The organism is Bradyrhizobium sp. WYCCWR15520, from assembly GCF_056174665.1.
Genome location: NZ_JBWBWM010000028.1, coordinates 57961 through 81843, shown reverse-complemented (window position 1 = coordinate 81843; position 23883 = coordinate 57961). Strand labels below are relative to the sequence as shown.

The following is a 23883-nucleotide window of genomic DNA, read 5'->3' as shown; positions in this document are numbered from 1 at the left end:
AGCCCGATCAGTGATCAGGCTCTAGATTCCTTTTTTGATGCGTTTTCTTCACGCGAACCGGTACCCACTTCGCTCGAAAATGCTACGTCAATCCATGAACACGACGGTCTTGCGGCCGTTGAGGATCACGCGATCCTCCAGGTGATGGCGCATGGCGCGCGCCAGCACGCGGCGTTCAATGTCGCGGCCCTTGCGCGAGAGATCTTCGGGTGTGTCGCGGTGGCTGATGCGCTCGACGTCCTGGTCGATGATCGGGCCTTCGTCGAGGTCGCGCGTGACGTAATGCGCGGTGGCGCCGATCAGCTTGACGCCGCGCTCATGGGCCTGGTGGTAGGGCCGCGCGCCCTTGAAGCCCGGCAGGAATGAGTGGTGGATGTTGATGCAGCGTCCCGACAGCCTGGCCGACATCTCGTCCGACAGGATTTGCATGTAGCGCGCCAGCACTACGAGATCGGTCTCGGAGTCCTGGACGAGCTTCCAGACCGCATCTTCCTGCTCGCGCTTGGTTTCCTTCGTCACCGGCATGTAGTGGAATGGAATGTCGCCGAAATCGAGCGAGCCGTAGGTCTCGCGCGGATGGTTGGAAACGATCGCGGTCGGGATCATCTCGAGTTCGCCGGTGCGCCAGCGATAGAGAATATCGACCAGGCAATGGTCCGATTTGGAGACCAGCAGCATCACCCGGCGGCGGTTGGCGCGGTCGCGCATCTGCCAGTCCATGCCGAAGCGCTCGGCGATCGCGGCAAAGCCGGTCTGCAGCGCCTGCAGTTCGACGGCTAGGTCGGCGGCGGTGAACACCACCCGCATGAAGAATTTCTTGGTCTCGACGTCGTCGAACTGCTGGGCGTCCAGGATGTTCTGCCCGTTATGGGCGAGAAAGGTCGACACCGCGGAAACGATTCCGGGGCGATCCGGGCACGACAGGGTCAGGACGAATTGATGATCGGGCATGGCGGAGTTGATTACAATTCAGGCAGAAAGGTGAAATTTCGGATTTGCGCCCTGCTCTATCACCACAGACGCGCTTGCGCCAATCCGGAAACCGGAGGAAGGATGAACAAAGCACGCAGTATCTGCGTTGGAGCGAGATCATGGCTGACAGATTGAACGGCTACCGCATCCTGATCCTGGAAACGCGCGAGGAGGCGCAGTTTTCCCGCCTGCTCACCGAGCAGGGCGCCGACGTGTTGCAATGTCCGATGTTCACCATCCACGACGCGCCGGACCCGGCGCCGGTCGAGGCCTGGATCAGACGGGCCATCGAAAAGCCACTCGACGATTTGGTGCTGATGACCGGCGAAGGCCTGCGCCGGCTGATGAAGGTCGTGCGGCGCATCGATGCCGAACAGGCGTTCGTCGCCTCGCTCGGCAAGGCGCGCAAATTCGCTCGCGGGCCCAAGCCGGGCAAGGCGCTGCGCGAAATCGGGCTGGAGCCGGAGATGACGACGGAGAAGCCGACCTCCGAAGGCGTCGCCGAGATGCTGTCGCGGCTTGATCTCCGCGGCCACCGCCTCGGCCTGCAGCTCTACCCCGATAAGGATCACAGCGTCCTGATCGGCGAGATCAAGGCGCAAGGAGCTGAAGTCGATACCGTGCTACCCTATGCCTATGATGCGCAGGCCGCGGATGCCAACATCATCGCGGCGATCGACGAGATGGCGGAAGGCCGCGTCGATGCGATCGCGCTGACCAATCTCGGCCAGATCCGCCGCCTGATGGAAGTCGCACGGGCAAAAGGTTGCGAGGACCGGTTACGCGATGGGCTCGATCGCACCCCGATCGCTTCCGTCGGACCGGCGGTATCGGATGAACTCAAGTCTCACGGCCTGCGCACCGACATCTATCCGGCCGAGGACGCCTTCTTCATGCGGCCGCTGATCTCGGCGATGGCGGCGGCGCTTGGCAAGAACCCGCCGCGCGCAGCAGCAAGAAGCTGACGCGCGCGGGCAGCATCATACGTTCGGCAATTCCAGCGGCCCTGCGACCACCAGCAAGATACGCATCAGCGACATACGTATCTGCCGTTCACAAGCACGCGCACACAGGCTGTGCCTGCTGCCGCCGCACCGACGGCCGCACCGCCAACGACCGCGCGTCTTGTCGTACGACGGGCGACACCCGCGACGCTCATTGGCGTTGCCGGTCGTCCTACTCTGGCCTCAGCGCTTTGAACGGATAACGCAAGACCGTTGTCCCGCGACCACTCGATCGTTCCGAAGATGCCGCAGCCCAGCGTGGCTGCCACAAGCAGGATAAATTTTGGACGAGCTAATTTCATTGGGTTTTTCCTCCCGAGTTGAGTTCTCGTGTCCGCGCGCCCCGCTCCTGGGCTACACTTGCTGCGCAGGCGGCTCAGAGCTTGACGTAGATCAACGCCGCCGCAGCGGCGGCAAGTCCCCATCAGGCGAGATCAGACGCATCGTGGCGCTGCCGGCAATCGGGGTTCGTGAATTTGGGTTGCCCGCTCCTGGCGTCTGACACCAACCACGCCTGATCTCTCACTCAGGCGCGGTTGACGACGTGCATGGGTGGAAGATGCGGGCTACCTGGTATGTGACCTATGAAGTGCATAAGCGCGGCGTGCTCCCGAAACGGCGAAGCCCTCGCCTCACCACGACCTTCGAGACGGAAGCGGAAGCCAAGGACTTCGCCCGTGCCAGGCTGCATGAGGGATTGATTGTCTTTGCCGGCACAATCAATCCTCACGTTCCACGGCAGCTTGTGTCCTCGCACGACATTGCAGCCTGGTTGACCGACGAGCAGGAGGAGTAGGCCGCCGCTTCCCCATGCGCGGGCGGTCTGACTCGGTCTTATCCAGTGTTGCATCAGCCAAAGCCGCTCAGGCGGATCGGCACCGATGTGGGGCGCCCTAGCCCAAGCCGAAGCCCGTACCCGTCAACACCAGAAAAAGAAATCGCCCAGGCACCAATTCCCTTGAGTGTTGCCATTTTGGCACGGGGGTTCTGCAGACCCGCGCATAGCCTTCGAATCGGAAGTTGGGGGACTAGGACGCGCAGACGGGCGACGGATGCGTGTTCGAACATATAGACGGAAAATATTGGAGAAACGTATCATGAGGAAACTGCTACTTAGTACTGCGGGTTTATTGGCACTCTGCCTGGGGACTCCCGCATCAGCCGCGGACATGGCCGTCAAGGCACCGCCGCCCGCTCCGCTGCCGGTAATCTACAATTGGAGCGGCTTCTATATCGGCGCCAATGGCGGTTGGGGTCAGAGCCGCAATTGTTGGGATTTAGTTAATGTGGTCGTGTTGGGCACCTTCGATGAGGGCTGCAGCTCGCGGTCCGGCGGCCTCGCCGGCGGCCAGATCGGTTATCGCTGGCAAGCCAATCAGTGGGTGTTTGGCGTGGAAGCCCAGGGCGATTGGGCGGATCTCAGCCACTCGCGCGTCAGCCTGTTCGATCCTACGCTCTCGCTTCGCACCACAACCGATGGCATCGGCCTCTTTACCGGCCAGGTTGGCTACGCCTGGAATGCAGCGCTGCTCTACATAAAGGGCGGTGCGGCGGTGACGAGCAACCGCTTTACCATCCGCGATGACCTATTCCTTGTTGACCTGGCCTCGGCCAGCGCGACCCGCTGGGGCGGCGTCGTGGGTGTCGGATTTGAGTACGGCTTTGCACCGAACTGGTCGATCGGTCTTGAATACGACCACCTGTTCATGGGCGATGCTAATAATTCGTTCACGGGCCTCCCTGTGTTTGCCGCCTCCTTTGCCAACAGCCGGATCACCCAAGACGTGGATATGGTCACCTTGCGCATCAACTACCGCTTCGGCGGTTATGCTGCGCCGGTCGCGGCCCGTTACTGATTGGTCGCCGGTCCTGACGTAAACATCAGCCCCGGCACTGCCCGGGGCTGATTGTCATCTGCAACGATCGGCCGGCGGGCATCAAGCCATGACAGGGGTGCTGTCACCTCCCGGATGACCGAAGCTTGCCTTGCACAGCGTTCCGCGCCTGATGGCAAGCCAGGTCACCTGCGCGCGTAACGAGCCGACTTGATCTGGATCAAGGGCAGCACGACGAAACCCAACCATGAATGACAACGGGGGGCCGCGGAGCGACGTATGCCCCTGGCCCGATATTTCCTCGTCATTGGCGGGACGCTGCTCGCGCTCCTGCTTATCGCGAACACCTGTTTGCCGATGCTGCCGGTTGCCATCGAGGCAAGTTCAAATCCGGTCACCATCCGCATCCATTCCGAGCAGAAGTTGCCGGAGCGCGTGGTTTTCGACACCAGCCTTCCAACGATAGTCCCCCAGAAGATTGCGAACGCGGAGCTAAAAGTTCCCGATCCAGCAATAACGCGCGCCGACGTCCCGATCAAAGCGCCGGAAGATCTTGCGCAATTGCGACCATCTGACGCCGTCCAGCTCCGGGCGTCGGACCCAAGAAGGCGAGAGGTGAAGCAGCAGCACCAACGCAAACCGGCGAAGAAGCGCAAGGCGCCGCATGAGTTCATGATGGCGCGGCCAGCGCACTGGCCAGGGCACTATGGCTGGTTTGGCCACGGTACCTGGTGACATCCAGAGCGAGGCGCGATCATCGCGACGCTCGGCTTCACAGAGGCGGCTTCCAGCCGCCTCTTTAGATTGATCGAAGATCAATTCGAGCGAAGCTGCGCAGCAAATCTTTGCCCGCCGATTTGATGACTCCGCGCCCTAATCCACCTTGGCGCCCGCGAACTTGACCACCTTGCCCCATTTCTCGGTTTCGTCAGCCACCAGCTTGCCGAAATCTGCGGGCGAACCCGGCAGCAGGATGGCGCCGATCTCGGCAAAGCGCGCCTTCGCCTTCGGGTCGGCAAGGATCTCGTTGACCGCCTTGTTGAGCTTATCGACAATATCTGCCGGCGTGCCCTTTGGCGCGGCGAGGCCGTACCAAGCGCTCGCCTCGTAGCCCGGCAGGAAGTCAGCGACCAGCGGCAGATCCGGCAGCACGTCCGAGCGCGTCGTGCTGGTGACCGCAAGCCCGCGCAGCTTGCCGGATTTGACGTGCTCGGCGCAGGTCGGAAGGTTGTCGAACATGACATGCATCTGGCCGGACAGCATGTCGGTGAGCGCCGGCGCGCCGCCCCGGTAGGGCACGTGCTGCATGTTGATGCCGGTCAGCATCTTGAACAGCTCGCCCGACATGTGGATCGTCGACCCGTTGCCTGACGATGCCATGTTGAGCTTGCCCGGATTGGCCTTGGCATAGGCGATCAATTCGGGAATTGACTTGATCGGCAATGACGGATGTACCACCACCACGTTGGGAAAGCGGATGATGCCGGCGATTGGCTCCATCTCCTTCATGAAATCGAACGGCAGCTTGTCGTAGAGCGTGGCGTTCATCGCATTCGCCGGCGCGACCAGCAGCAGCGTGTAGCCGTCAGGCGCGGCGCGCAACACGGACTCGGTCGCGATATTGGTGCCGCCGCCCGGCCGGTTCTCGATGACGAAGGACTGCCCGAGCTTTTCCGACAGCCACTGCCCCATCAGGCGCGACGTGAGGTCCGCCGAGCCGCCGGGCGTATAACCGATCACGAGGCGAACCGGGCGGGATGGATAGGCTTGCGCGCTTCCGCTTGCAGATGTGAGCGGAACCGCAGCCGCACCGGCTGCGAGTTGCAAAAATTGACGACGTTGAATCTTCATCATGCTTCCTCCGACGCAGCGGCGGCTCTTGCGGCGCGCCTGGGTGCAGGCATCCTATCCGCGCGGCGTCGCGAAGCCGACAGATATTCTGAAGTGGGCGGCGGAGGGTTTACCGCGTCACTTCGTCTCGCTCAGGAACGCCTGATAGGCGAGCCGGATGCCTTCCTCGAGCCCGGTGCTGGCGCGCCAGCCGAGCTTGGCCAGCCGGCTGACATCGAGCAGCTTGCGCGGGGTGCCATCCGGGCGTGAGGTGTCGAAGCCGATCTCGCCGGTATAGCCGACGGTCGCGGCGACCACGCGGGCGAACTCGGCGATAGTGATGTCCTCGCCGGTGCCGATATTGACCAGTTCGTCGCTGGAATAGGTCTTCATCAAATGAATGCAGGCGTCGGCAAGATCGTCGACATAGAGGAATTCGCGCCGCGGCGTGCCGGTGCCCCAGACCACGACATGCTTCGCGCCAGACACCTTGGCCTCGTGGAAGCGGCGGATCAGCGCGGCGACGACGTGGCTGTATTCCGGATGATAATTGTCACCGCTGCCATAGAGGTTGGTCGGCATCACGTTGATGAAGTCGGCGCCGTACTGGCTGCGGTAGGCCTCCACCATCTTGATGCCGGCGATCTTGGCAATCGCGTAGGGCTCGTTGGTCGGCTCCAGCGGCCCCGTCAGCATGCAATCCTCGCGCAGCGGCTGCGGCGCCAGTTTGGGGTAGATGCAGGACGAGCCGAGGAACATCAGCTTCTCGGCGCCATTGACGTGCGCCGCATGGATCACGTTCGAGGCGATCGCCAGATTGTCGTAGAGGAATTCGGCGCGCAGCGTGTTGTTGGCGACGATGCCGCCGACCTTGGCCGCTGCCAGAAACACCACCTGCGGACGCTTCGTGGCGAACCACTGGTTGACCGCCGCCTGATCGCGCAGATCGACTTCGCTGCGGGTCGCCGTCAGCAGTTCGACGTTTTCCGCCGCCAGCCTGCGCACCAGCGCCGAGCCGACCATGCCGCGATGCCCGGCGACGTAGACGGTCTTGCCTTTCAGCTCAAAGGGAATGCTTGCCACCTGCCGCCTCCCGCCGGGCTTCTGCGAGATCGCTCGCGACCATTTCCTTGACCATCTGGGTGAAGGACGTCTTGGGCTTCCAGCCGAGCTTGTCCCGCGCCTTGCTCGCATCGCCGACCAGAAGATCGACTTCGGTCGGCCGGAAATAAACCGGATCGATGCGGACCACGGTCTTGCCGGTTTTCTTGTCGACGCCGGTCTCGTCGACGCCCTGGCCGCGCCATTCGATGCGGCGGCCAACCTCGGCAAACGCCACCTCGACGAACTCGCGCACCGAACGAGTCTCGCCGGTCGCCAGCACGAAATCGTCGGGCGCATCGGCCTGCAGGATCAGGTGCATGCCCTCGATATAGTCGCGCGCATGGCCCCAGTCGCGCTTGGCTTCGAGATTGCCCAGATAGAGCGTGTCTTCCAGCCCGGTCTCGATGCGGGCAACGCTGCGCGTGATCTTGCGCGTTACAAAGGTCTCGCCCCGGATCGGGCTCTCGTGGTTGAACAGGATGCCGTTCGAGGCATACATGCCGTAGGCCTCGCGGTAATTGACCGTGATCCAGTAGCCGTAAAGTTTCGCAACGCCATAGGGCGAGCGCGGGTAGAACGGCGTGGATTCCCGCTGCGGCACCTCCTGGGCGAGACCATAGAGCTCGGACGTCGAGGCCTGATAGAACCGCGTCTCCTTCTCCATGCCGAGAATGCGGATCGCCTCCAGCAGCCGCAGCACGCCGATCGCGTCGGCGTTGGCGGTGTATTCCGGGCTTTCAAAGCTGACGCCGACATGGCTCTGGGCGGCGAGGTTGTAGATCTCGGTCGGCCTGATCTGCTGCATCAGCCGGATCAGGTTGGTCGAGTCGGTCATGTCGCCGTAATGCAGCAGGAACGGCACGTTGCGCGAATGCGGGTCCTGGTAGAGGTGATCGATGCGCGCGGTGTTGAACGAGGACGACCGCCGCTTAATGCCGTGGACTTCATAGCCGAGGCCAAGCAGATATTCGGCCAGATAGGCGCCGTCCTGTCCGGTGACGCCGGTGATCAGCGCCACACGTTTTGGATTTTGAGCCGTCATAGTCTCTCCAAGCCCCTGCGCGGCGCAGGCCATAGCATCCGCCAGAGGCCGAGTCTAATCCGAAAGCCGCTCAGTTTCAGACCCTTAGGCCGAGTGCCGTCTGCATCGACTGATGGTAGTGGATCATCGCGGGCTCGTTGCGGCCGTAGACGGTGTGCGTCTGCGCGCCCGATGTCAGGCCGATCTGAATGCTGCGCCCGGTCGGGAAATCCTCGCCCGTGACGACATCGAGAACGAGCTGCATATTCTTGTCCCAATGGATGCGCTCTTCCTCGGTGCTCGGCGCCTTCGGCACATATAGCCCAAGGTCCATGACGGCGCGGTCCGTGCGTCCCTCGCGGGGAAACACCCGCGCCAGTTCGACATGGTCGCCCTGCACCAGCAGAACCGTGTTGGGAAACAGCGAATAGACCAGCGTCGTATTCCACATCAAATCCCAGGTGTCCTCGGGCTCGGCCTTGAGCCGCTCGAGTTTCCTGCGCGGAAACGTCAGGCGATGGTTGAGACCGAACGCCTCGAAATCGGTCACGTTGCCATGCAGGATGTCGCGCAGGGAATCGCGGTGCAGGAAGCCGACGTGGTAGCCCTCGTTGAACGTATCCACGACAATCTTCCAGTTCATGGTCTCCGGAATCTCGCGCCGGTCGTAGAACGACCAGGACGCAAATCCAAAAGACGCAAGCTCGTCTGCGAGCCCCCCAAGCCATGGATCGATGTCGAAAGCCGTCGAACCGTCCGCGGTCGGCATCACCCACACAAGACCGTGCTTTTCACACAGTGGCAGCTCGACGAGCGATGCGCGCTCGCCGCGCACGTCGGGAAAGCAGCGCTCGTCGGGAATGCCCATCAGCTGGCCGGCGAGATCATAGGTCCACGCATGATAGGGGCATGAGAGCAGCCGCGCCTTGCCGCAGCCTTGCGCGACCTTGGCGCCGCGATGGCGGCACACGTTCAGGAAGGCGCGCAATTTGCCGTCGCGTCCCCGCACGATCAGAACGGGCAAACCGGCATAATCGTCGGTGCTGAAACTCCCCGGCTCGGGCCACTCCGAAGCGAAGCCCATGACCAGCGGATGCTTGCGAAACAGAACCCGCTGCTCCTCTTTGAGGCGCTCTGCATCCGTGTAGGCCGACACCTCGTTGCGCCACGGGCTATCCGCCATCGCCGTGGTCCGGGTCTCCAGGTAATGCAACAGCCGCTTCAAAAGATTGACCTGATCCTGCCTGCTCATCGAACACCTCCGGCCGGCTGTGGTCTCAAAAACCGATCACACATCTTTGATACGCTACCGTATCAATACCACTTGCAGTTTCGATTTTCAATACGGCACCGTATCAGATGCGAACACAACAACGCGAGCGATCCCGCAAGGTGCTTCCTTTGGTCAATTTTCAGAAGACGTCGAAGCCGATTTTATTCGCCGTAATGGCGCAGCTTTTCGGGGTCGAGGATTGTCACCCCACCATATTCCAGTCGCAGAAGGCCCTCCTTCTCCAGCCGCTTCAGGCACTGGTTGGCGTTCTGCCGGGACAAGCCTGACAGGGCTCCAATCTCCTCCTGGGTGATTTCGAGATGACGCGTCAAGTCCGGATACAGTATCGGATTGAACAGCGAGGCGATCGAGCGCGCGACACGACCGGTCGCATCCAGCGTGCGGCCATGTTCCAGCGCCCCGATGAACTGGCCGAGCCGCTCGTTGAGCTGCCTGACCAGAAAGCGGTTGAACGCGACGCTGTTCTCGAACAGCCAGAAGAAGGTAGCGCGATCCATCAGCGCCAGCCGCGTGTCGCGCAACGCCACCACGTCATAGCGACGCGGCTCGCTTTTGAGCATCGAGCCCTCGCCGAACCAGGCGCCGGCCGTGAGGCCGGCGAAGGTCGCCGCCTTGCCGCCGCTCGACACGGTACTCATGCGGGCCAGGCCCGTCACAATGCCGGTCCAGTAATCGAACGGATCGCCGCGCATGAAGATGTGCTCGTTGGCACGATAGGATTTCTCCACAATGCCGGCACGCGCGGCCTCGATTTCCCGCTCGTTCAGTTCACGCGACCAGGCCGCGATGCGCTTGAGGTACTCCGCAGCAATCATGACCGCATCAACCGTCGCGTCCCCATCGATTCTCTTGCTGCACCGCAGCAGAAATGCAGCCTGCGAAATTTCCCGACGAATTGTCAGGCAAAAGACATTTCAAACTACCGCATTGCCGTAAGGAGGGCCACCTCGGCCCGGGCGAGCGTGCGTGGCGGCGGGGTGCGGCGTTACCGCGCGCGAAGCCGGCGTTGCCCGGCATCGTTAGTCGGATGGCCCGCAGGTTACGGCCGATGTAGAATCGCGAACGACATAAAGAGCGCTGCCCAGGCGCCACATCTGGAGGGAATGAGTGGCTCATACGTTGGAAGTGCGCGGGGTGTCGCTGCGCTTCGGAGGCGTCCGTGCGCTGACCGAGGTCTCATTCGGCGTGAACGAGGGCGAATTGTTCTCGATCATCGGCCCGAACGGCGCCGGCAAGACCTCGATCGTCAATTGCATTTCCGGCCGCTACAAGCCGACCGAAGGCAAACTGTTCTACCGCGGCAAGGACATCACCGGCCTCAATCCGAACGCACGGCCGCGGCTGGGCATCGGCCGCACCTTCCAGAATCTGGCGCTGTTCCACCATATGAGCGTGCTCGACAACATCATGGTCGGGCGGCACCACCTACTGAAGAACAATTTCATCACGGGCTCGCTGTACTGGCTGACCGGCGCCCGGCGCGAGGAACTCGAACACCGCCGCAAGGTGGAGGAGATCATCGACTTCCTCGACCTGCAGTCGGTGCGCAAGGCCACCGCCGGCACCCTGCCCTACGGCCTGCGCAAGCGTGTCGAACTCGCCCGGGCGATGGCGCTGGAGCCGCAACTGATCCTGCTCGACGAGCCGATGGCCGGCATGAACTTCGAAGAGAAGGAGGACATGGCGCGCTACATCGTCGATCTCAACGAAGAGTTCGGCATGACCGTGATGATGATCGAGCATGACATGGGCGTGGTGATGGACATCTCCCACCGCGTCATGGTGCTGGATTTCGGCCGCAAGATCGCCGAGGGCGATCCGGCGTCCGTGCTCGCCGATCCCCATGTGAAACGCGCCTATCTCGGCGAAGAGGACGAGGTGCTGGTCGATCCCGACGACAAGCCGGCACCGCGGGAGAGCGCGGCATGATGGATTACGCCGCACGCGCCGCGAGGGCGGATACCTTTCCGAAGCTGCTGCGCCTTAACGCGAAGGAGCATGGCGGCGAGATCGCGCTGCGCGAAAAAGACCTCGGGCTGTGGCGCGTCTTCACCTGGAACGACTACCAAGCGCGCGTGCATGATTTCGCGCTCGGCCTGATTGAACTGGGTCTTAAGCGCGGCGACGTCATCGGCATTATCGGCGACAATCGCCCTGATTGGGTCGCGGCGGAAATTGCAACGCATGCCATCGGCGCCATGAGCCTCGGCCTTTACCGTGACGTGCTGGATGAGGAAGCGGCCTATCTGCTCAGCTACGGCGAGGCCAAGCTGGTGTTTGCCGAGGACGAGGAGCAGGTCGACAAGCTGCTGGCGCTGGCCGACCGCGCGCCGAACCTCAAGCACATCGTCTATTCCGATCCGCGCGGCATGCGCAAATACGACGATCCGCGGCTGATGGAGGCGGAAAAGCTGGCCAAGATGGGCCGCGACCGCGCCGCGCGCAAACCCGGCCTTTACGACCGGCTGGTCGACGAGACCCGCGGCGAGGATGTCGCGATCCTCTGCACCACCTCAGGCACGACAGCCAATCCCAAGCTGGCGATGCTGGCGGCGGGACGCGTGCTGAAACATTGCGCGACCTATCTGGCGTTCGATCCGAAGGGACCGGAGGACGAATACGTTTCGGTGCTGCCGCTGCCCTGGATCATGGAACAGGTCTATGCGCTCGGCAAAGGCCTGCTCTGCCGGATGAAGGTCAACTTCGTCGAAGAGCCCGAGACCATGATGCACGATTTCCGCGAGATCGCGCCGACCTTCGTCTTGTTCGCGCCGCGGCTCTGGGAATCGATCGCTGCCGATGTCCGTGCCGGCGTGATGGACTCTTCGCCGCTGAAGCAAAAGCTGTTCGACATCGGCATGAAGACCGGGCTTTCGGCGCTGGCGCAGGGCAAGCATTCGATATTTGCCGATCAGTTGCTGTTCCGCGCGCTGCGCGACCGCCTCGGTTTCACGCGGCTGCGTTCGGCCGCGACCGGGGGCGCTGCGCTCGGACCGGATACCTTCAAGTTCTTCCAGGCGATGGGCGTGCCGCTGCGCACGCTCTACGGCCAGACCGAACTACTCGGCGCCTACACGTTGCATCCGGCCGGCAAGGTCGATCCCGACACGACGGGCGTGCCGATGGCCTCCGATATCGAGATCCGCGTCGACAATCCCGATGTCAACGGTGTCGGCGAGATCGTGGTGCGCCACCCCAACATGTTCCTCGGCTATTACAAGAATCCCGAGGCCTCGACCGCCGACATCAAGGACGGCTGGATGCATTCCGGCGACGCCGGCTATTTCAATGCGGACAGACAGCTCGTCGTCATCGACCGCATCAAGGATCTCGCCGAGACCTCGCGCGGCGAGCGCTTCTCGCCGCAATATCTCGAGAACAAGCTGAAGTTCTCGCCCTACATTGCCGAGACCGTCGTGCTCGGCGCCGGCCGCGACACGCTGGCGGCGATGATCTGCATCCGCTACTCGATCATCTCGAAATGGGCGGAGAAGAACCGCATCTCGTTCACCACCTACACCGACCTCTCCTCGCGGCCCGAGGTCTATGCGCTGCTGCGCAAGGAGGTCGAAGGCGTCAACGCCACGCTGCCGCCGGCGCAGCGCATCTCGCGCTTTCTGCTGCTGTACAAGGAACTCGACGCCGATGACGGCGAGCTGACCCGCACCCGCAAGGTCCGCCGCAGCGTCATCAACGAGAAGTACGCCGATATCATCGACGCGATCTACGGCGGCAAGAGCGACATTCCCGTCGACACCGTCATCCGATTCCAGGACGGCACCACCCAGCGCATCCGCACCACGCTCCGGGTCGTCGATCTCGGCGGGCCCGCGCCGATGGCGGAGGCCGCGGAATGATGCTGATGTCTGCTAGCGGCGCCGCAGAACTGATCGTCATGCGCGGGCTTGACCCGCGCATCCATCCTCTTCGGAAAAAGCGCTTCTTCAGGCGATGGATCGCCGGGTCAAGCCCGGCGATGACAGCTTGTACGTCTGGTGACTTGGCATGAACACCCAGCTTCTCATCCAGCTCCTGGTCAACGGCCTCGTGGTCGGCACGCTCTATGGCGTGGTCGCGATGTCGTTCGTGCTGATCTACAAGGCGACTCAGGTCGTGAACTTCGCGCAAGGCGAACTACTGCTGATCGGCGCCTGGGTATGCTGGTGGCTGCTCACGAAATACCAGGTGCCATTCTACCTGGGCATGCCGATCACGCTGGTCTTCATGTTCCTGTTCGGCATCGCGATCCAGATCGTCATCCTGCGGCCGATGATCGGCGAGCCGATCATTTCCGTGATCATGGTGACGATCGCGCTGTCGACGGTGTTTTCCGCGTTGATGAAGTGGATGTTCGGCGTCAATTTGCAGCCGTTCCCGCGCATCTTCCAGACCCAGAACGTCAACATCCTCGGTCTGCAGGTGCAGACCGTCTATCTGATGAGCCTCGCCGTCTCGGTGGCGATGATGATCGGCATGGCGTGGTTCTTCCGCCTCTCCAAATATGGTCTCGCCATGCGCGCCACCGCGTTCAACCAGCAGGTCGCGCAGTCGCTCGGCATTTCCGTGAAGAGCGTATTCGCGATGGCCTGGGCGATCTCGGCCACCGTCTCCGCCGTCGCAGGCGTGGTGGTCGCCGTCGTCAACGGCGTTTCGGCTGGGCTTTCCGCCTATGGCGTGAAAGTGTTTCCGGCCGCGATCCTCGGCGGCCTCGACAGCGTCGGCGGCGCCGTACTCGGCGGCATCATCATTGGGCTGTTGGAAAACGTCGCGCACTTTCTCGACAGCGAATATCTGCACTGGGGCAATCTCTACGAGATCGCGCCGTTCTATGCGCTGATCATTATTCTCATGATCAAGCCGTACGGACTGTTCGGCACCAAGGACATCGAGCGGGTGTAATCAATTATGGCAGGCCAGACCCTCATTCCCGCCGGCGATTTCCGCACCAGCTACGCGGCGGATACCACCGTGTTTCCGACCACCACCAGCCGCAATGCCATGATCCTTGGCATCGTCCTGATCTGCCTTGCGCCCCATGTCGTCGGCGCCTACGTCCTCAGTCTGCTGATCCAGATCGGCATCTTCGGCATCGCCGCCCTCGGGCTCAACATCGTCGTCGGCTTCACCGGCCAGATCTCGATCGGCCACGCCGCCTTTTTCGGCTTCGGCGCCTTCACCTCGGCCTATCTCTCGAACCGGTTCGGGATCCCCGTCTTCTTCTGCATTCCGCTCGCAGGCGTAGTGACGGCGGCCGTCGGCCTGATCTTCGGCCTGCCGGCCGCGCGGCTGAAGGGGCTTTATCTCGCGATCGCGACCCTGGCGGCGCAATACATCCTGCTCGACTTCTTTGCGCGGGCCGAATGGTTCACCGGCGGCAGCGTGCCGGCCAGCGCCGAGCCGTTCTCGATCTTCGGCTACACGCTGCGCGGCGACAAGCAGTACTTCTACGTCGTGCTGGCCTATGTCGTCGTCTGCTACCTCCTCGTGACGAACCTGATCCGTTCGCGCGACGGACGTGCGCTGGTCGCGGTGCGAGACCATTATCTGTCCGCCGAGATCATGGGCATCAACCTGACCAAGTACCGCACGCTGTCGTTCGGCCTCGCCGCCTTCTTTGCCGGCGTCGGCGGCGCGCTTTATGCGCACTACAACCAGGTGGTCTCCAACGAAGGTTTTGGCATCGATCGCTCGATCATCTTCCTCGCGATGATCATCATCGGCGGGCTCGGTTCGATCATGGGCACGCTGATGGGCACAGCCTTCATGGTGCTGCTGCCGGAATCGATGGAATGGCTGAGCGTCGCGCTGCGCGACAGCCCGATCGACCAATTCCTCGGACTGAAGAACAACATCGCCTTCCTGCGCGAGATGGCCATCGGCGTGATCATCATCGTTTTTCTGGTGTTCGAGCCGGATGGATTGGCGCATCGATGGCGGCAGATCAAGGCGTACTGGAAACTCTACCCGTTCTCGCATTGAGGTCGGAACGGGACGAACAACGAGAAGACCTCGAGAAGTAACCGGGAGGACCATGTCCATGACGATGAAGACTCTATTGAGCACCGCCTCGCTTGCCTTGCTGGTGGGTTCTACTGCGGCATCGGCCCAGGCGCCGATCGCGCTGGGGCATCTCACCGACTATTCAGGGCCCACCTCGGACGTCGGAACGCCGTTCGGACAAGGTGTCGCCGACACCTATGCATGGATCAACAAGAACGGCGGCATCAACGGCGCCAAGGTCAACCTCGATACCGTCGATTACGGCTATCAGGTTCCGCGCGCGATCGCCCAGTATAAGAAATGGTCCGGCGCCGACAAGGTCTCCGCCATTCTAGGCTGGGGCACCGCCGACACCGAAGCGCTGACGGGATTCCTGGCGCAGGACAAGATCCCCGATATTTCGGCATCCTATGCCGCAGCGCTCTCCGATCCCACCGGCGCCGGCGGCAAGGCCAAGCCCGCGCCTTACAATTTCTTCTACGGCCCGAGCTACTCGGATGCCGTACGCGGCATGCTGACCTGGGCTGCCGAAGACTGGAAGTCCAAGGGCAAGCCCGGCAAGCCGAAGTTCGTCCATATGGGCGCCAACCACCCCTACCCGAACGCGCCGAAGGCGGCGGGTGAAGCGATTGCCGCCGAACTCGGCTTCGAGCTGCTGCCGCCGATCGTGTTCGCATTGACGCCCGGCGACTACAGCGCGCAGTGCCTGACCCTGAAGAGCTCGGGCGCCAACTACGCCTATCTCGGCAATACCGCAGGCTCCAACATCTCCGTGCTCAACGCCTGCAAGGCCGCCGGCGTCGACGTGCAGTTCCTCGGCAACGTCTGGGGCATGGACGAGAACGCCGCCAAGGCCGCCGGCGCTGCCGCCGATGGCGTAGTGTTTCCGCTGCGTACTGCGGTGGCATGGGGCGGCAACGCGCCCGGCATGAAGACCTTTACGGAAATCTCCAAGATGTCTGATACGGCCGGCACCACCTACCGTCCCGTGCATTACATCGCCGGCGTTTGCACCGCGCTCTACATGAAGGAAGCCGTTGAATGGGCTGCCAAGAACGGCGGTGCCACCGGCGAGAACGTCAAGAAGGGCTTCTATCAGAAGAAGGATTGGGTGCCCGCCGGCGGCGAAGGCATCTGCAACCCCTCGACCTTCACCGAGACCGATCACCGCGGCACGCTCAAGGTCGATCTCTATCGCATGAAGGTCGCCGGCGCGACCGACGCTCCCCTCAACGATCTCGTCAAGAACGGCGGCATCAAGATGGAGAAGGTGAAGACGATCGACCTGCCGCGCAAGCCCGAGTGGCTCGGCTGGTAAGGTCAGGAGACGCCGATAGGCGCCTCAATCCTCAACTGTCATCCCCCGCGAAAGTGGGGGATCCAGTACGCCGCAGCGTCCCGGTCGGTCGTAGATGCCTCTGGAATACTGGATCACCCGCTTTCGCGGGTGATGTCGGTGGAGTGAAAGCGCGCTCCACCACTAGCGCCAGGATCAGGAAACATGACTGAAGCAACCACAATCAACCGTCCCGCACCGTCAGCGGCACAAGCGACGCCGCTGCTCAGCGTCCACAACATCGAGGTGGTCTACGACAAGGTCATCCTGGTGCTGCGCGGCCTCAGCCTCGAAGTGCCGAAGGGGGCGATCGTGGCACTGCTCGGCGCCAACGGCGCCGGCAAGTCGACGACGCTGAAGGCGATCTCGGGCCTGCTCAAGACCGAGGACGGCGAAGTCATCCGCGGCGAAATCGTTTTCGACGGCGAGCGCATCAACGGCATCGATCCCGACAAGATCGTCCGCCGCGGCATCTTCCAGGTGATGGAGGGCCGCCGCATCATCGCCGACATGACATCGATCGAAAATCTCAAGCTCGGCGCGTTTACGCGCACCGACAACGAAATCGCCGCCGACATCGACATGGTGTTCAGATATTTTCCGCGGCTCAAGGAACGCACCGGGCTTGCCGGCTATCTCTCCGGCGGCGAGCAGCAGATGCTGGCGATCGGGCGCGCGCTGATGGCGCGCCCCAAAATGATTCTGATGGACGAACCGTCGATGGGCCTGTCGCCGTTGCTGGTCAAGGAGGTGTTTGGGATCATCAAGGCAATCAACCGCGACCTCGGCGTCACCATCCTGCTGGTGGAGCAGAACGCGCGCGCGGCGCTGTCGGTGGCGAGCCACGGTTACATCATGGAACAAGGCAAGGTCGTGCTCGACGGCACGGCGGAAGAATTGCGCGACAATGAGGACGTCAAGGAATTCTACCTCGGCGGCGCCGGCGACCAGCGCAAGAGTTTTAAGAACCTGAAGAGCTTCAAGCGGCGAAAGCGGTGGCTGTGAATCACAGCGTTTTCAAGCGAAGCATGCCCTCGGACTTGATCCGGGGGTGGGAACCGGTTCGCGTGAAGAAAACGCGTCAAAACAAAAAGCTGTGCGGTTCTGACTCCATCAGAACCACCGATCATTTAACCGATCACCTGCTCCGCTTCCGCGACCGCGCAAAGGACATGGTAGAACGAGGATGCAGGGATCGTTGCGACCAGCGAGTTGCCGTCGCGGTCGAACTGGTCGTACCAGCCGCCCGCAACGGGGTGGCTGAGATAATGCCGTTCGAGCCGTGCCAGCGCCGCGCGCGCTTCGTCTTCCGCGCCCACCTCGCCCGCTTCGGCCTGCGCGATCCACGCCTTGGCGATTTCGGTCTGTGGCCACAGCCGCCGCGTATGCCGCCGGATATTGCCAATCGCATCGCCTTCGTCGACCAGGCAGCCGGTCGCCTCGTCGCGATAACGCAGCGCCGACGCCAGCAATTCGCCGCGGTAGCGCCCCGTGGGACAACCCGTGATGCGCTCAAAGCCCTTCAGCAGCCAGGTCCACTCCACCTGATGTCCGGGCTCTACACTGACCGGCTCGATCTTCGACCAGTCCTCCTCGAAATACTCGCCCAGCGCTTGCCGCTGTTTGTCGTAGAGATTGGCCAGAAACAGGCTGAAGAAATTACCGGCCCTGTTCTGGAACACGAGATCATGCGTCGCGTCGAACGCCGCAATCATCGCTTCGAACAGATGCATCTGCGGGTTCTGCCGGCGCGGCATCGATACCGGCAATCCCTCGTGAACCCCGCCATGCGGCGAGCGCAGCTGCGTGTCGATGAAATGGCACAGCGCATCGATCTCGGTGCGGACCTGCGCATCGCGATCGAGCCCGTAGGCGGTTGCAAGCGCCAGCAGGATAAAGGCGTGGTCGTAGGAATCGCGCAGCGGATCAAGCACCGTCCCGTCAGGCTTCAGCGTGTGCACAAAGCCGGGCTTGCCGTCGGGGGCCTTCGCCTTCGCCAGAAGATGCTCCAGTCCCTTCAACGCAATCGCGCGTCCTTCCGGATACCAGCCCATCTGCGCCGCCTTGGCGTAGCAATAGATCTGGCGCGCCTGCACGAAGACGCGGCGCGGCGCCGCGAAATCAGCGCGGCCATCCGGAGTGAGCCGGTCGATAAAGCCGCCCGCTCTGTCGTCCCAACCTTCGGTCGACCAAAGCGGCAGACAGTGCTCGATCATGCGAAGCTTCAGCTTCGCGACGATATCGGCCGAATTCAGTGCGTCTGCCGCCGCAGCGGTATCTCTTTCAGCCATTGCGTTCCCTGGAACATCAACACCGGTAGAAGCCGTCTGATAGCACGTCAGAAGCGGCACGCAATCGACGTAAATCTAAGGCATCAGCCATGACCGACCATTACGACGCCCTTGAAACGCGCGAGCCGGCCCAACGCGAGGCGGAGCTGTTTTCCCGGTTTCCAGATGTGCTGCGCAAGGCGCTGGTCGCGCCGGCCTATACCGAGCGCCTGAAGGGCGTCGATCCCGCTGCCCTCACCAGCCGGGCCGCGCTGGCGCGCCTGCCCGTGCTGCGCAAGTCGGAACTCCCTGCCCTGCACAAGGCCGCGCCGCCCTTCGGCGGGTTCGTGGCGGGACCGCTGGGATCGTTCGGGCGGCTGTTTACCTCGCCGGGGCCGATCTTCGAGCCCGAACCTGTTCACACCGACCCGTGGCGCGGCGCGCGGGCGATGTTCGCAGCGGGCTTCCGGCCCGGCGACGTCGTGCTCAACACCTTTAGCTACCATCTAACGCCGGGCGGATTCATCTTCGACGCCTCGGCGCGGGCGCTGGGCTGCGCGGTGATCCCGGCCGGCCCCGGCAATACCGAGCAGCAGTTCGAACTGATCGAGGCGTACCGCCCGGTCGGCTATAGCGGCACTCCCGATTTTCTGAAAATCCTGCTCGACGCCGCCGCGAATGCCGGGCGCGACGTCTCTTCGATCAAGCGAGCGCTTGTCTCCGGCGCGGCGTTCCCGAAATCTCTGCAGGACGAGGTCAAGTCGCGCGGCATTGACGCCTATCAGGCGTTCGGCACTGCCGACCTCGGCCTGATCGCGTTCGAGACGCCGGCGCGCGAAGGCATGGTCGTCAACGAGGGCCTGATCATGGAAATCGTTCATCCCGGCACCGGCGATCCCGTAGCGCCCGGCGATGTCGGCGAGATCGTTGTCACCACACTTGACCCGCAGCATCCCTGGATCCGGCTCGCGATCGGAGACCTCACGGCAACACTTCCGGGAACGAGCCCGTGCGGGCGCACCAACATGCGCATCAAGGGCTGGATGGGCCGCGCCGACCAGACCACCAAGGTGAAGGGCATGTTCGTCCGCCCCGAGCAGATCGCCGAGATTGGCAAGCGCCATCCAGAGCTCGGCCGGCTGCGCCTCGTGGTCACACGATCCGGCGAAAGCGATCTGATGACGCTAAAGGCGGAGACAGCCTCACCCGCCGCAAGTCTGCGGGACGAACTCACAGCAACGCTACGCGCGGTGACGAAGCTCGGCGGCAATGTGGAACTGGTTGGCGCCGGCTCGTTGCCGAATGACGGCAGGGTGATATCAGACGACCGGTAGCGTAGAGAGACACTAATTCCCTGCCAGCAGGGAATTTTGCAGGGAAATGTCGCTGTTGCGAGGCCTCCTTTGCGGTTGAAAAGGGAATATCCTTGCAAAATCAAAGCAACGCAGGGAGTTCTGGTAATTGCTGCAGGGAATTTCGTGCGCGGTGGCAGGGAATTTTTCTTGGCAAGCAGGGAAAATCAGCTTCGCATCCGCTCAATCCCACTATCAATCCGGTGGCCGTTGCTCGAAGCCTTTTCACATGGGCCGAACCAAGCGCAACTAATCCGATCGCGCTCGATGGAGTAGCAGCGCGGCAGGTCAAGCAGTTACGAAGTTGCGACGTCCGCCGCCTCGGTTCTCGTGGCGCTGATAGATGTTAACCCCGAAACGGCGGCGTAAGCGGGAGGACCTAACTGCACCACGACCGGCGGTAGCGGGCACCTCGTCGCATTCCAGATGCCTCGTTAGGCCATTTGCTGATAAGCACTTGGCCAACATCACCCCTTAGACTCATAGTGAAGCAAACAGCCGCACAAGGTTGCAGAGCTCAGTACCCCCGGCTTACAGGTGCACGGCACGCGCTTGAACCGCGCTTCGCCCAATCAGCTGCTTCTGCCACGGGAGGCGGCATCCGCGTGTTTTCACTCATCCGGAGAGCGCGCCAGACCGTCTTTTTCTGACGCTCTTGTTTCGAGGCGCCGCATCAAGGTTTCCAGTTTCGCCCTGACCCGCTCCCTTGCTTCCGTACCCTCCCGATGCTTGGCGTCAACCGCCTTGAGAGACGAATCAAGTACGGGCTCGATTGCCTGCACGACCTTGAGAGGCCGAATGTCCCCCTGAAGCGCTTGGTTCACCGCCCGCTTCACCAAGGCTTCCAGTTTTGTGATTTTGTAACTTCTGCCGTTCTCGTGCACGGTGATCTCTTCTTGGAGCTCTTCGAAGAGCGCGTCGGCAAGGGTTTTTGTTTTTGTCGGCTTCTTACGAAGGCCGGAGGGATTTCCGGATTGCCCCTTTTTGAACTGGCCATGCTTCGGCGGGCGCTGATATCCGACGATATAGTCTTTCCCTTCCTTAGACATGGCTGGCTGCCTTCGCCTGGCATTCAAAGCTTTCACCCGTTACCGCGTGCGTAGCGGACTTGCCGCTGAAGGCTTGCCAACGCCTGACAATGACATCGACCCAGAGGGGGTCGACCTCCGGCCCATTGCAGCGCCGTCCAACCCTCTCCGCGGCGATTAATGATGTGCCACTGCCAAGAAACGGATCGAGCACCAAGTCGCCGCGTTTTGAGCCATCTAGAATTGCATCAGCAACCAAGGCCACGGGCTTTGCCGCCCGATGCATGTCGAGGCGATGGCCTTCCGCCCGCCGGCTGAATTCATTTGGTGCCGGATGCCTCCAAACGTTGGTCCGACGACCTTGCTTACTGCGCTGAGCAACGTCGCAGTGCGCGCTCTTCTCGCTCTGGAATACGAAGATGAAATCATGCGCATTGCCATAGAAGGAACCCTTTTCGGCATGCGGTCTTACCCAAACGCAAATGTCCTTCAGCTCGGAACAAATCGCGTTGCCGGCTTCCAACATCGCTTCGGCGTGGCGCCAATCCATGCAAAGGAAGTGGATTGAGCCGGGCTGGCTAAAGCATTTAAGATTTCGACAAACCGTGCTCAAAAAATCGCTGAACTCAGCGTGTCGCCTTTGTCCGCACGTCGTCACGGACTCGCGATCAGGCACCTGGCCTGGCCCGTCGCCAGCGCTTCGCATGCAGGCTGGCTCGGTGAACACAAGATCGGCGAGGTCCGCCCCCTGCAAAGTTCGATAAGCGGCGGGGTCCAGCGCGTTGCCACAAAGCACCCGGTGCGATCCGAGAAGCCAGAGATCGCCCTCTTTGGCAACGCGTGGACCGGAAGCAATGCTTGACCATTGATCCGCAGCGTCAACCATTGGTGCAAATGTCTCGTGATCGTTTCCGATCATCAGCTCAATTTCAGAAACGTTGAAGCCCGTGGCATCGAGCTTGAAATCCAGATCAATCGCCGAAAGCTCGCGAAAGTGCGTCGCAAGCAGGTGCTTATTCCAGCTTGCATTCTCCACGAGCCGGTTTTCCGCAATTCCGAAGGCGCGGGCTTGCGCTGGCGACAGGTGCTCGACCGCGATGGTGGGGACGATTGTCTGCTTGAGCTCTCGGCAGGCGAGAACGCGCCCGTGGCCGGCGATGACCCTCGCATCTGCATCGACGAGGACCGGGACGTTGAAGCCGAAATGCCGAATGCTGTCGGCGATCTGAGCGATTTGGCGTCGACTGTGGCGTCGTGGATTCCTGTTATCCAGGATCAGCTTATCAATGTCTCGATAGACCACTTTCAATTGGTTGCGCATGACGGGGCCTCTTCCGATAGAGCGAACTTCAACATCGATGCCTGAGGACATCGAACATCCTTGTTCCGCTTCAAAATCAGGGAAACGCCGCCTGAACACCGCCGCCTAGCTGATCCACAACGGAGACCCGTTGGCGCTCAGAGAAAAAGGCGCAGCTAGTGGGTCCAGAGCTTGTCCGAAACCTGTTAGCAATTCGTAACTGACTTCACCGTCAGAATATCCGTTCGTTTCGCTGGGCTCGCGTCAAAAACGAGAGGGCCTCGGAAACGGTTGACTGCGAATAAGGGATCTTCGCAAGAGCGCGTCCAAAGCGTCTCCCGCATGCGAAGCTCGCCTCAATGAATGTCGGTCACCTAGAGCTTGGCTTTCTTCGGCTTGCGGATACGCACGCCAGGTCCGCCACCGTTCTCGTCGATGAACTGGACTCCGGCGGCTTCTAACGCACGCTGTAAAGCTTCGATCGTCCGTTCCTTGAGCTCGTCTCCTCGTTCAAACCTAGTGACGGTGTCAATCGACACCTTGGCAGCTGCCGCAAGCTCCCGGACACCCAACCCAACAGCAGCACGGGCCATCCGGCACTGCACTGGCAAAATCATAACATTGTCCTGATTTCGGTTGCAATGTCCGGCCCTCCGGTTATAATGACATTGTACTGATTTCGTGTCATAGTGACGAAAAACTACCTTGGTGTCGGGAGGAAGGAAATCATGCAATTTCGAATGTTAGCTGATTCAACCAGTAGGCGCAGCTTCATCGGCGGCTCTGATGCCCGGATCATCATGGGCGACAATCCAGCCGCTCTACTCCGGCTCTGGAAGGAAAAGCGCGGTGAGATTGAGCCGGAGGACTTGTCAGGGGATCTGCTGGTGCAGCTCGGCACGGTGACCGAGCACCTCAACCGAGCCTGGTACGAGCGGCAAACGGGCTACGCCGTCGAATACGTGCAGCAGCGGCTTGCGCATCCCGTCCACAAGTGGATGGCCGCGACCCTGGACGGGCAGGTTAATCAGACCGGCGAGGTATTCGAGGCCAAGTTCATGCTGCCCTGGAATTTCTCCGAGGAGGCGGCGGCTGAAAAGCATATGCCGCAGCTGCAGCACAACATGTGGGTGGTTGCCGCCCGCGCAGCGGTACTGTCGATCATCACCGGCGGTGGCAAATGGGTGGAAATCAAAGTTCATGCCGACCCTCTTTACCAGCATCTCCTGCTCACGGCGGAGAAGAAGTTCTGGCGCTGCGTCGAGACCGGCGAGCCACCCCGACTCTTCGGGGTGGAACCGCCACGACCGCGTCTCGAGGCGGTGCGTGTCGTCGATATGACCGGCTCAAACGTGTGGGCGGAGTTTGCCGAGATCTATCGCCGGACGCGGGCGGCCGCGCTGGAGCATGAGCGGTCCAAAATGGAGCTGAAATTGCTGGTCCCTGAAGATGCCAAGCAAGCAGACGGCCATGGCGTTCGGGCCAAGCGCTCGAAATCGGGAGCGATCAGCTTCGAACTGGTAGGCATCGATTAGGT

General features: G+C 61.8%; 23 protein-coding genes. 12 read left to right on the top strand and 11 right to left on the bottom strand.

The annotated features are described in order from the left end of the window. Nucleotides 1-87 precede the first annotated feature (87 nt). Nucleotides 88-951, bottom strand: coding sequence for a formyltetrahydrofolate deformylase (purU, locus tag AC0QUY_RS28955; protein WP_475389661.1), 864 nt, complete (start codon nucleotides 949-951; stop codon nucleotides 88-90). 140 nt (nucleotides 952-1091) lie between these two features. On the opposite strand from purU, the gene AC0QUY_RS28950 reads away from it, so the two are divergent. Continuing rightward, on the top strand, nucleotides 1092-1937 hold the full coding sequence (locus tag AC0QUY_RS28950) for a uroporphyrinogen-III synthase (RefSeq protein WP_475389660.1): 846 nt from the start codon (nucleotides 1092-1094) through the stop codon (nucleotides 1935-1937). A 65-nt stretch (nucleotides 1938-2002) separates the two neighbouring features. Here the strand turns inward: AC0QUY_RS28950 and AC0QUY_RS28945 are convergent, their stop codons facing one another. Beyond that, nucleotides 2003-2278 (bottom strand): hypothetical protein, encoded by a 276-nt coding sequence (locus AC0QUY_RS28945; RefSeq protein ID WP_246738337.1) that lies wholly within the window; start codon nucleotides 2276-2278, stop codon nucleotides 2003-2005. A gap of 257 nt (nucleotides 2279-2535) precedes the next feature. On the opposite strand from AC0QUY_RS28945, the gene AC0QUY_RS28940 reads away from it, so the two are divergent. The 3 genes from AC0QUY_RS28940 (at nucleotide 2536) to AC0QUY_RS28930 (ending at nucleotide 4546) form a co-directional block, all read left to right on the top strand. Further along, nucleotides 2536-2772, top strand: a complete 237-nt coding sequence (locus AC0QUY_RS28940; RefSeq protein ID WP_475389658.1) for a hypothetical protein — start codon at nucleotides 2536-2538, stop codon at nucleotides 2770-2772. 301 nt (nucleotides 2773-3073) lie between these two features. Next, the gene (locus AC0QUY_RS28935) at nucleotides 3074-3832 is read left to right on the top strand and encodes an outer membrane protein (protein WP_475389657.1); all 759 of its coding nucleotides are present in this window, start codon (nucleotides 3074-3076) and stop codon (nucleotides 3830-3832) included. 258 nt (nucleotides 3833-4090) lie between these two features. Beyond that, nucleotides 4091-4546 (top strand): hypothetical protein, encoded by a 456-nt coding sequence (locus AC0QUY_RS28930; RefSeq protein WP_475389655.1) that lies wholly within the window; start codon nucleotides 4091-4093, stop codon nucleotides 4544-4546. Between the two features lie 138 nt (nucleotides 4547-4684). Here AC0QUY_RS28930 and AC0QUY_RS28925 read toward each other — a convergent pair whose 3' ends face one another. From AC0QUY_RS28925 to AC0QUY_RS28905, 5 genes are all read right to left on the bottom strand, one after another. Continuing rightward, nucleotides 4685-5662 carry a Bug family tripartite tricarboxylate transporter substrate binding protein gene (locus AC0QUY_RS28925; protein ID WP_475389653.1) on the bottom strand — a complete coding sequence of 326 codons (978 nt, stop codon included), beginning with the start codon at nucleotides 5660-5662 and terminating at the stop codon, nucleotides 4685-4687. A gap of 117 nt (nucleotides 5663-5779) precedes the next feature. Beyond that, nucleotides 5780-6724 carry a GDP-L-fucose synthase gene (fcl, locus tag AC0QUY_RS28920; RefSeq protein WP_475389652.1) on the bottom strand — a complete coding sequence of 315 codons (945 nt, stop codon included), beginning with the start codon at nucleotides 6722-6724 and terminating at the stop codon, nucleotides 5780-5782. Then, entirely contained in the window at nucleotides 6705-7787 is a 1083-nt protein-coding gene (gene gmd / locus AC0QUY_RS28915) for a GDP-mannose 4,6-dehydratase (RefSeq protein ID WP_475389649.1), read from the bottom strand. Before gmd ends, fcl begins: the two co-directional genes overlap by 20 nt. Before the next feature lie 76 nt (nucleotides 7788-7863). Continuing rightward, nucleotides 7864-9018: an aromatic ring-hydroxylating oxygenase subunit alpha gene (locus tag AC0QUY_RS28910; protein WP_475389648.1), complete on the bottom strand. Its 1155-nt coding sequence runs from the start codon at nucleotides 9016-9018 to the stop codon at nucleotides 7864-7866. 182 nt (nucleotides 9019-9200) lie between these two features. Then, a complete protein-coding gene (locus AC0QUY_RS28905) occupies nucleotides 9201-9875 on the bottom strand; it encodes a Crp/Fnr family transcriptional regulator (RefSeq protein ID WP_161855877.1) in 675 nt (224 codons plus the stop codon). A gap of 292 nt (nucleotides 9876-10167) precedes the next feature. On the opposite strand from AC0QUY_RS28905, the gene AC0QUY_RS28900 reads away from it, so the two are divergent. From AC0QUY_RS28900 to AC0QUY_RS28875, 6 genes are all read left to right on the top strand, one after another. Then, nucleotides 10168-10989, top strand: a complete 822-nt coding sequence (locus tag AC0QUY_RS28900) for an ABC transporter ATP-binding protein (protein WP_065756420.1) — start codon at nucleotides 10168-10170, stop codon at nucleotides 10987-10989. Next, on the top strand, nucleotides 10986-12917 hold the full coding sequence (locus AC0QUY_RS28895; RefSeq protein WP_475389647.1) for an AMP-binding protein: 1932 nt from the start codon (nucleotides 10986-10988) through the stop codon (nucleotides 12915-12917). The genes AC0QUY_RS28900 and AC0QUY_RS28895 overlap by 4 nt, the downstream gene beginning before the upstream one ends. Nucleotides 12918-13065: 148 nt before the next feature. Continuing rightward, the gene (locus tag AC0QUY_RS28890) at nucleotides 13066-13959 is read left to right on the top strand and encodes a branched-chain amino acid ABC transporter permease (protein WP_475389645.1); all 894 of its coding nucleotides are present in this window, start codon (nucleotides 13066-13068) and stop codon (nucleotides 13957-13959) included. A gap of 6 nt (nucleotides 13960-13965) precedes the next feature. After that, the gene (locus tag AC0QUY_RS28885; RefSeq protein WP_161855880.1) at nucleotides 13966-15039 is read left to right on the top strand and encodes a branched-chain amino acid ABC transporter permease; all 1074 of its coding nucleotides are present in this window, start codon (nucleotides 13966-13968) and stop codon (nucleotides 15037-15039) included. 58 nt (nucleotides 15040-15097) lie between these two features. Next, nucleotides 15098-16378 (top strand): ABC transporter substrate-binding protein, encoded by a 1281-nt coding sequence (locus AC0QUY_RS28880; protein WP_475389644.1) that lies wholly within the window; start codon nucleotides 15098-15100, stop codon nucleotides 16376-16378. Between the two features lie 183 nt (nucleotides 16379-16561). Continuing rightward, nucleotides 16562-17401, top strand: coding sequence for an ABC transporter ATP-binding protein (locus AC0QUY_RS28875; RefSeq protein ID WP_475389643.1), 840 nt, complete (start codon nucleotides 16562-16564; stop codon nucleotides 17399-17401). A gap of 125 nt (nucleotides 17402-17526) precedes the next feature. Here AC0QUY_RS28875 and AC0QUY_RS28870 read toward each other — a convergent pair whose 3' ends face one another. After that, nucleotides 17527-18687: an AGE family epimerase/isomerase gene (locus tag AC0QUY_RS28870; protein ID WP_475389642.1), complete on the bottom strand. Its 1161-nt coding sequence runs from the start codon at nucleotides 18685-18687 to the stop codon at nucleotides 17527-17529. 89 nt (nucleotides 18688-18776) lie between these two features. Between AC0QUY_RS28870 and AC0QUY_RS28865 the strand changes: the two genes are divergently transcribed. Next, a complete protein-coding gene (locus AC0QUY_RS28865) occupies nucleotides 18777-20000 on the top strand; it encodes a phenylacetate--CoA ligase family protein (protein WP_475389641.1) in 1224 nt (407 codons plus the stop codon). A 629-nt stretch (nucleotides 20001-20629) separates the two neighbouring features. Here AC0QUY_RS28865 and AC0QUY_RS28860 read toward each other — a convergent pair. The 3 genes from AC0QUY_RS28860 to AC0QUY_RS28850 form a co-directional block, all read right to left on the bottom strand. Then, nucleotides 20630-21067, bottom strand: coding sequence for a DUF5681 domain-containing protein (locus AC0QUY_RS28860; RefSeq protein ID WP_475389640.1), 438 nt, complete (start codon nucleotides 21065-21067; stop codon nucleotides 20630-20632). Further along, nucleotides 21060-22367 carry a site-specific DNA-methyltransferase gene (locus tag AC0QUY_RS28855; protein ID WP_475389639.1) on the bottom strand — a complete coding sequence of 436 codons (1308 nt, stop codon included), beginning with the start codon at nucleotides 22365-22367 and terminating at the stop codon, nucleotides 21060-21062. Before AC0QUY_RS28855 ends, AC0QUY_RS28860 begins: the two co-directional genes overlap by 8 nt. Nucleotides 22368-22720: 353 nt before the next feature. Continuing rightward, on the bottom strand, nucleotides 22721-22963 hold the full coding sequence (locus AC0QUY_RS28850; RefSeq protein WP_475389638.1) for a helix-turn-helix domain-containing protein: 243 nt from the start codon (nucleotides 22961-22963) through the stop codon (nucleotides 22721-22723). A 111-nt stretch (nucleotides 22964-23074) separates the two neighbouring features. Here AC0QUY_RS28850 and AC0QUY_RS28845 point away from each other — a divergent pair, with 111 nt between their 5' ends. Further along, nucleotides 23075-23881, top strand: a complete 807-nt coding sequence (locus AC0QUY_RS28845; protein ID WP_475389636.1) for a YqaJ viral recombinase family protein — start codon at nucleotides 23075-23077, stop codon at nucleotides 23879-23881. The last annotated feature ends 2 nt before the right edge of the window (nucleotides 23882-23883 follow it).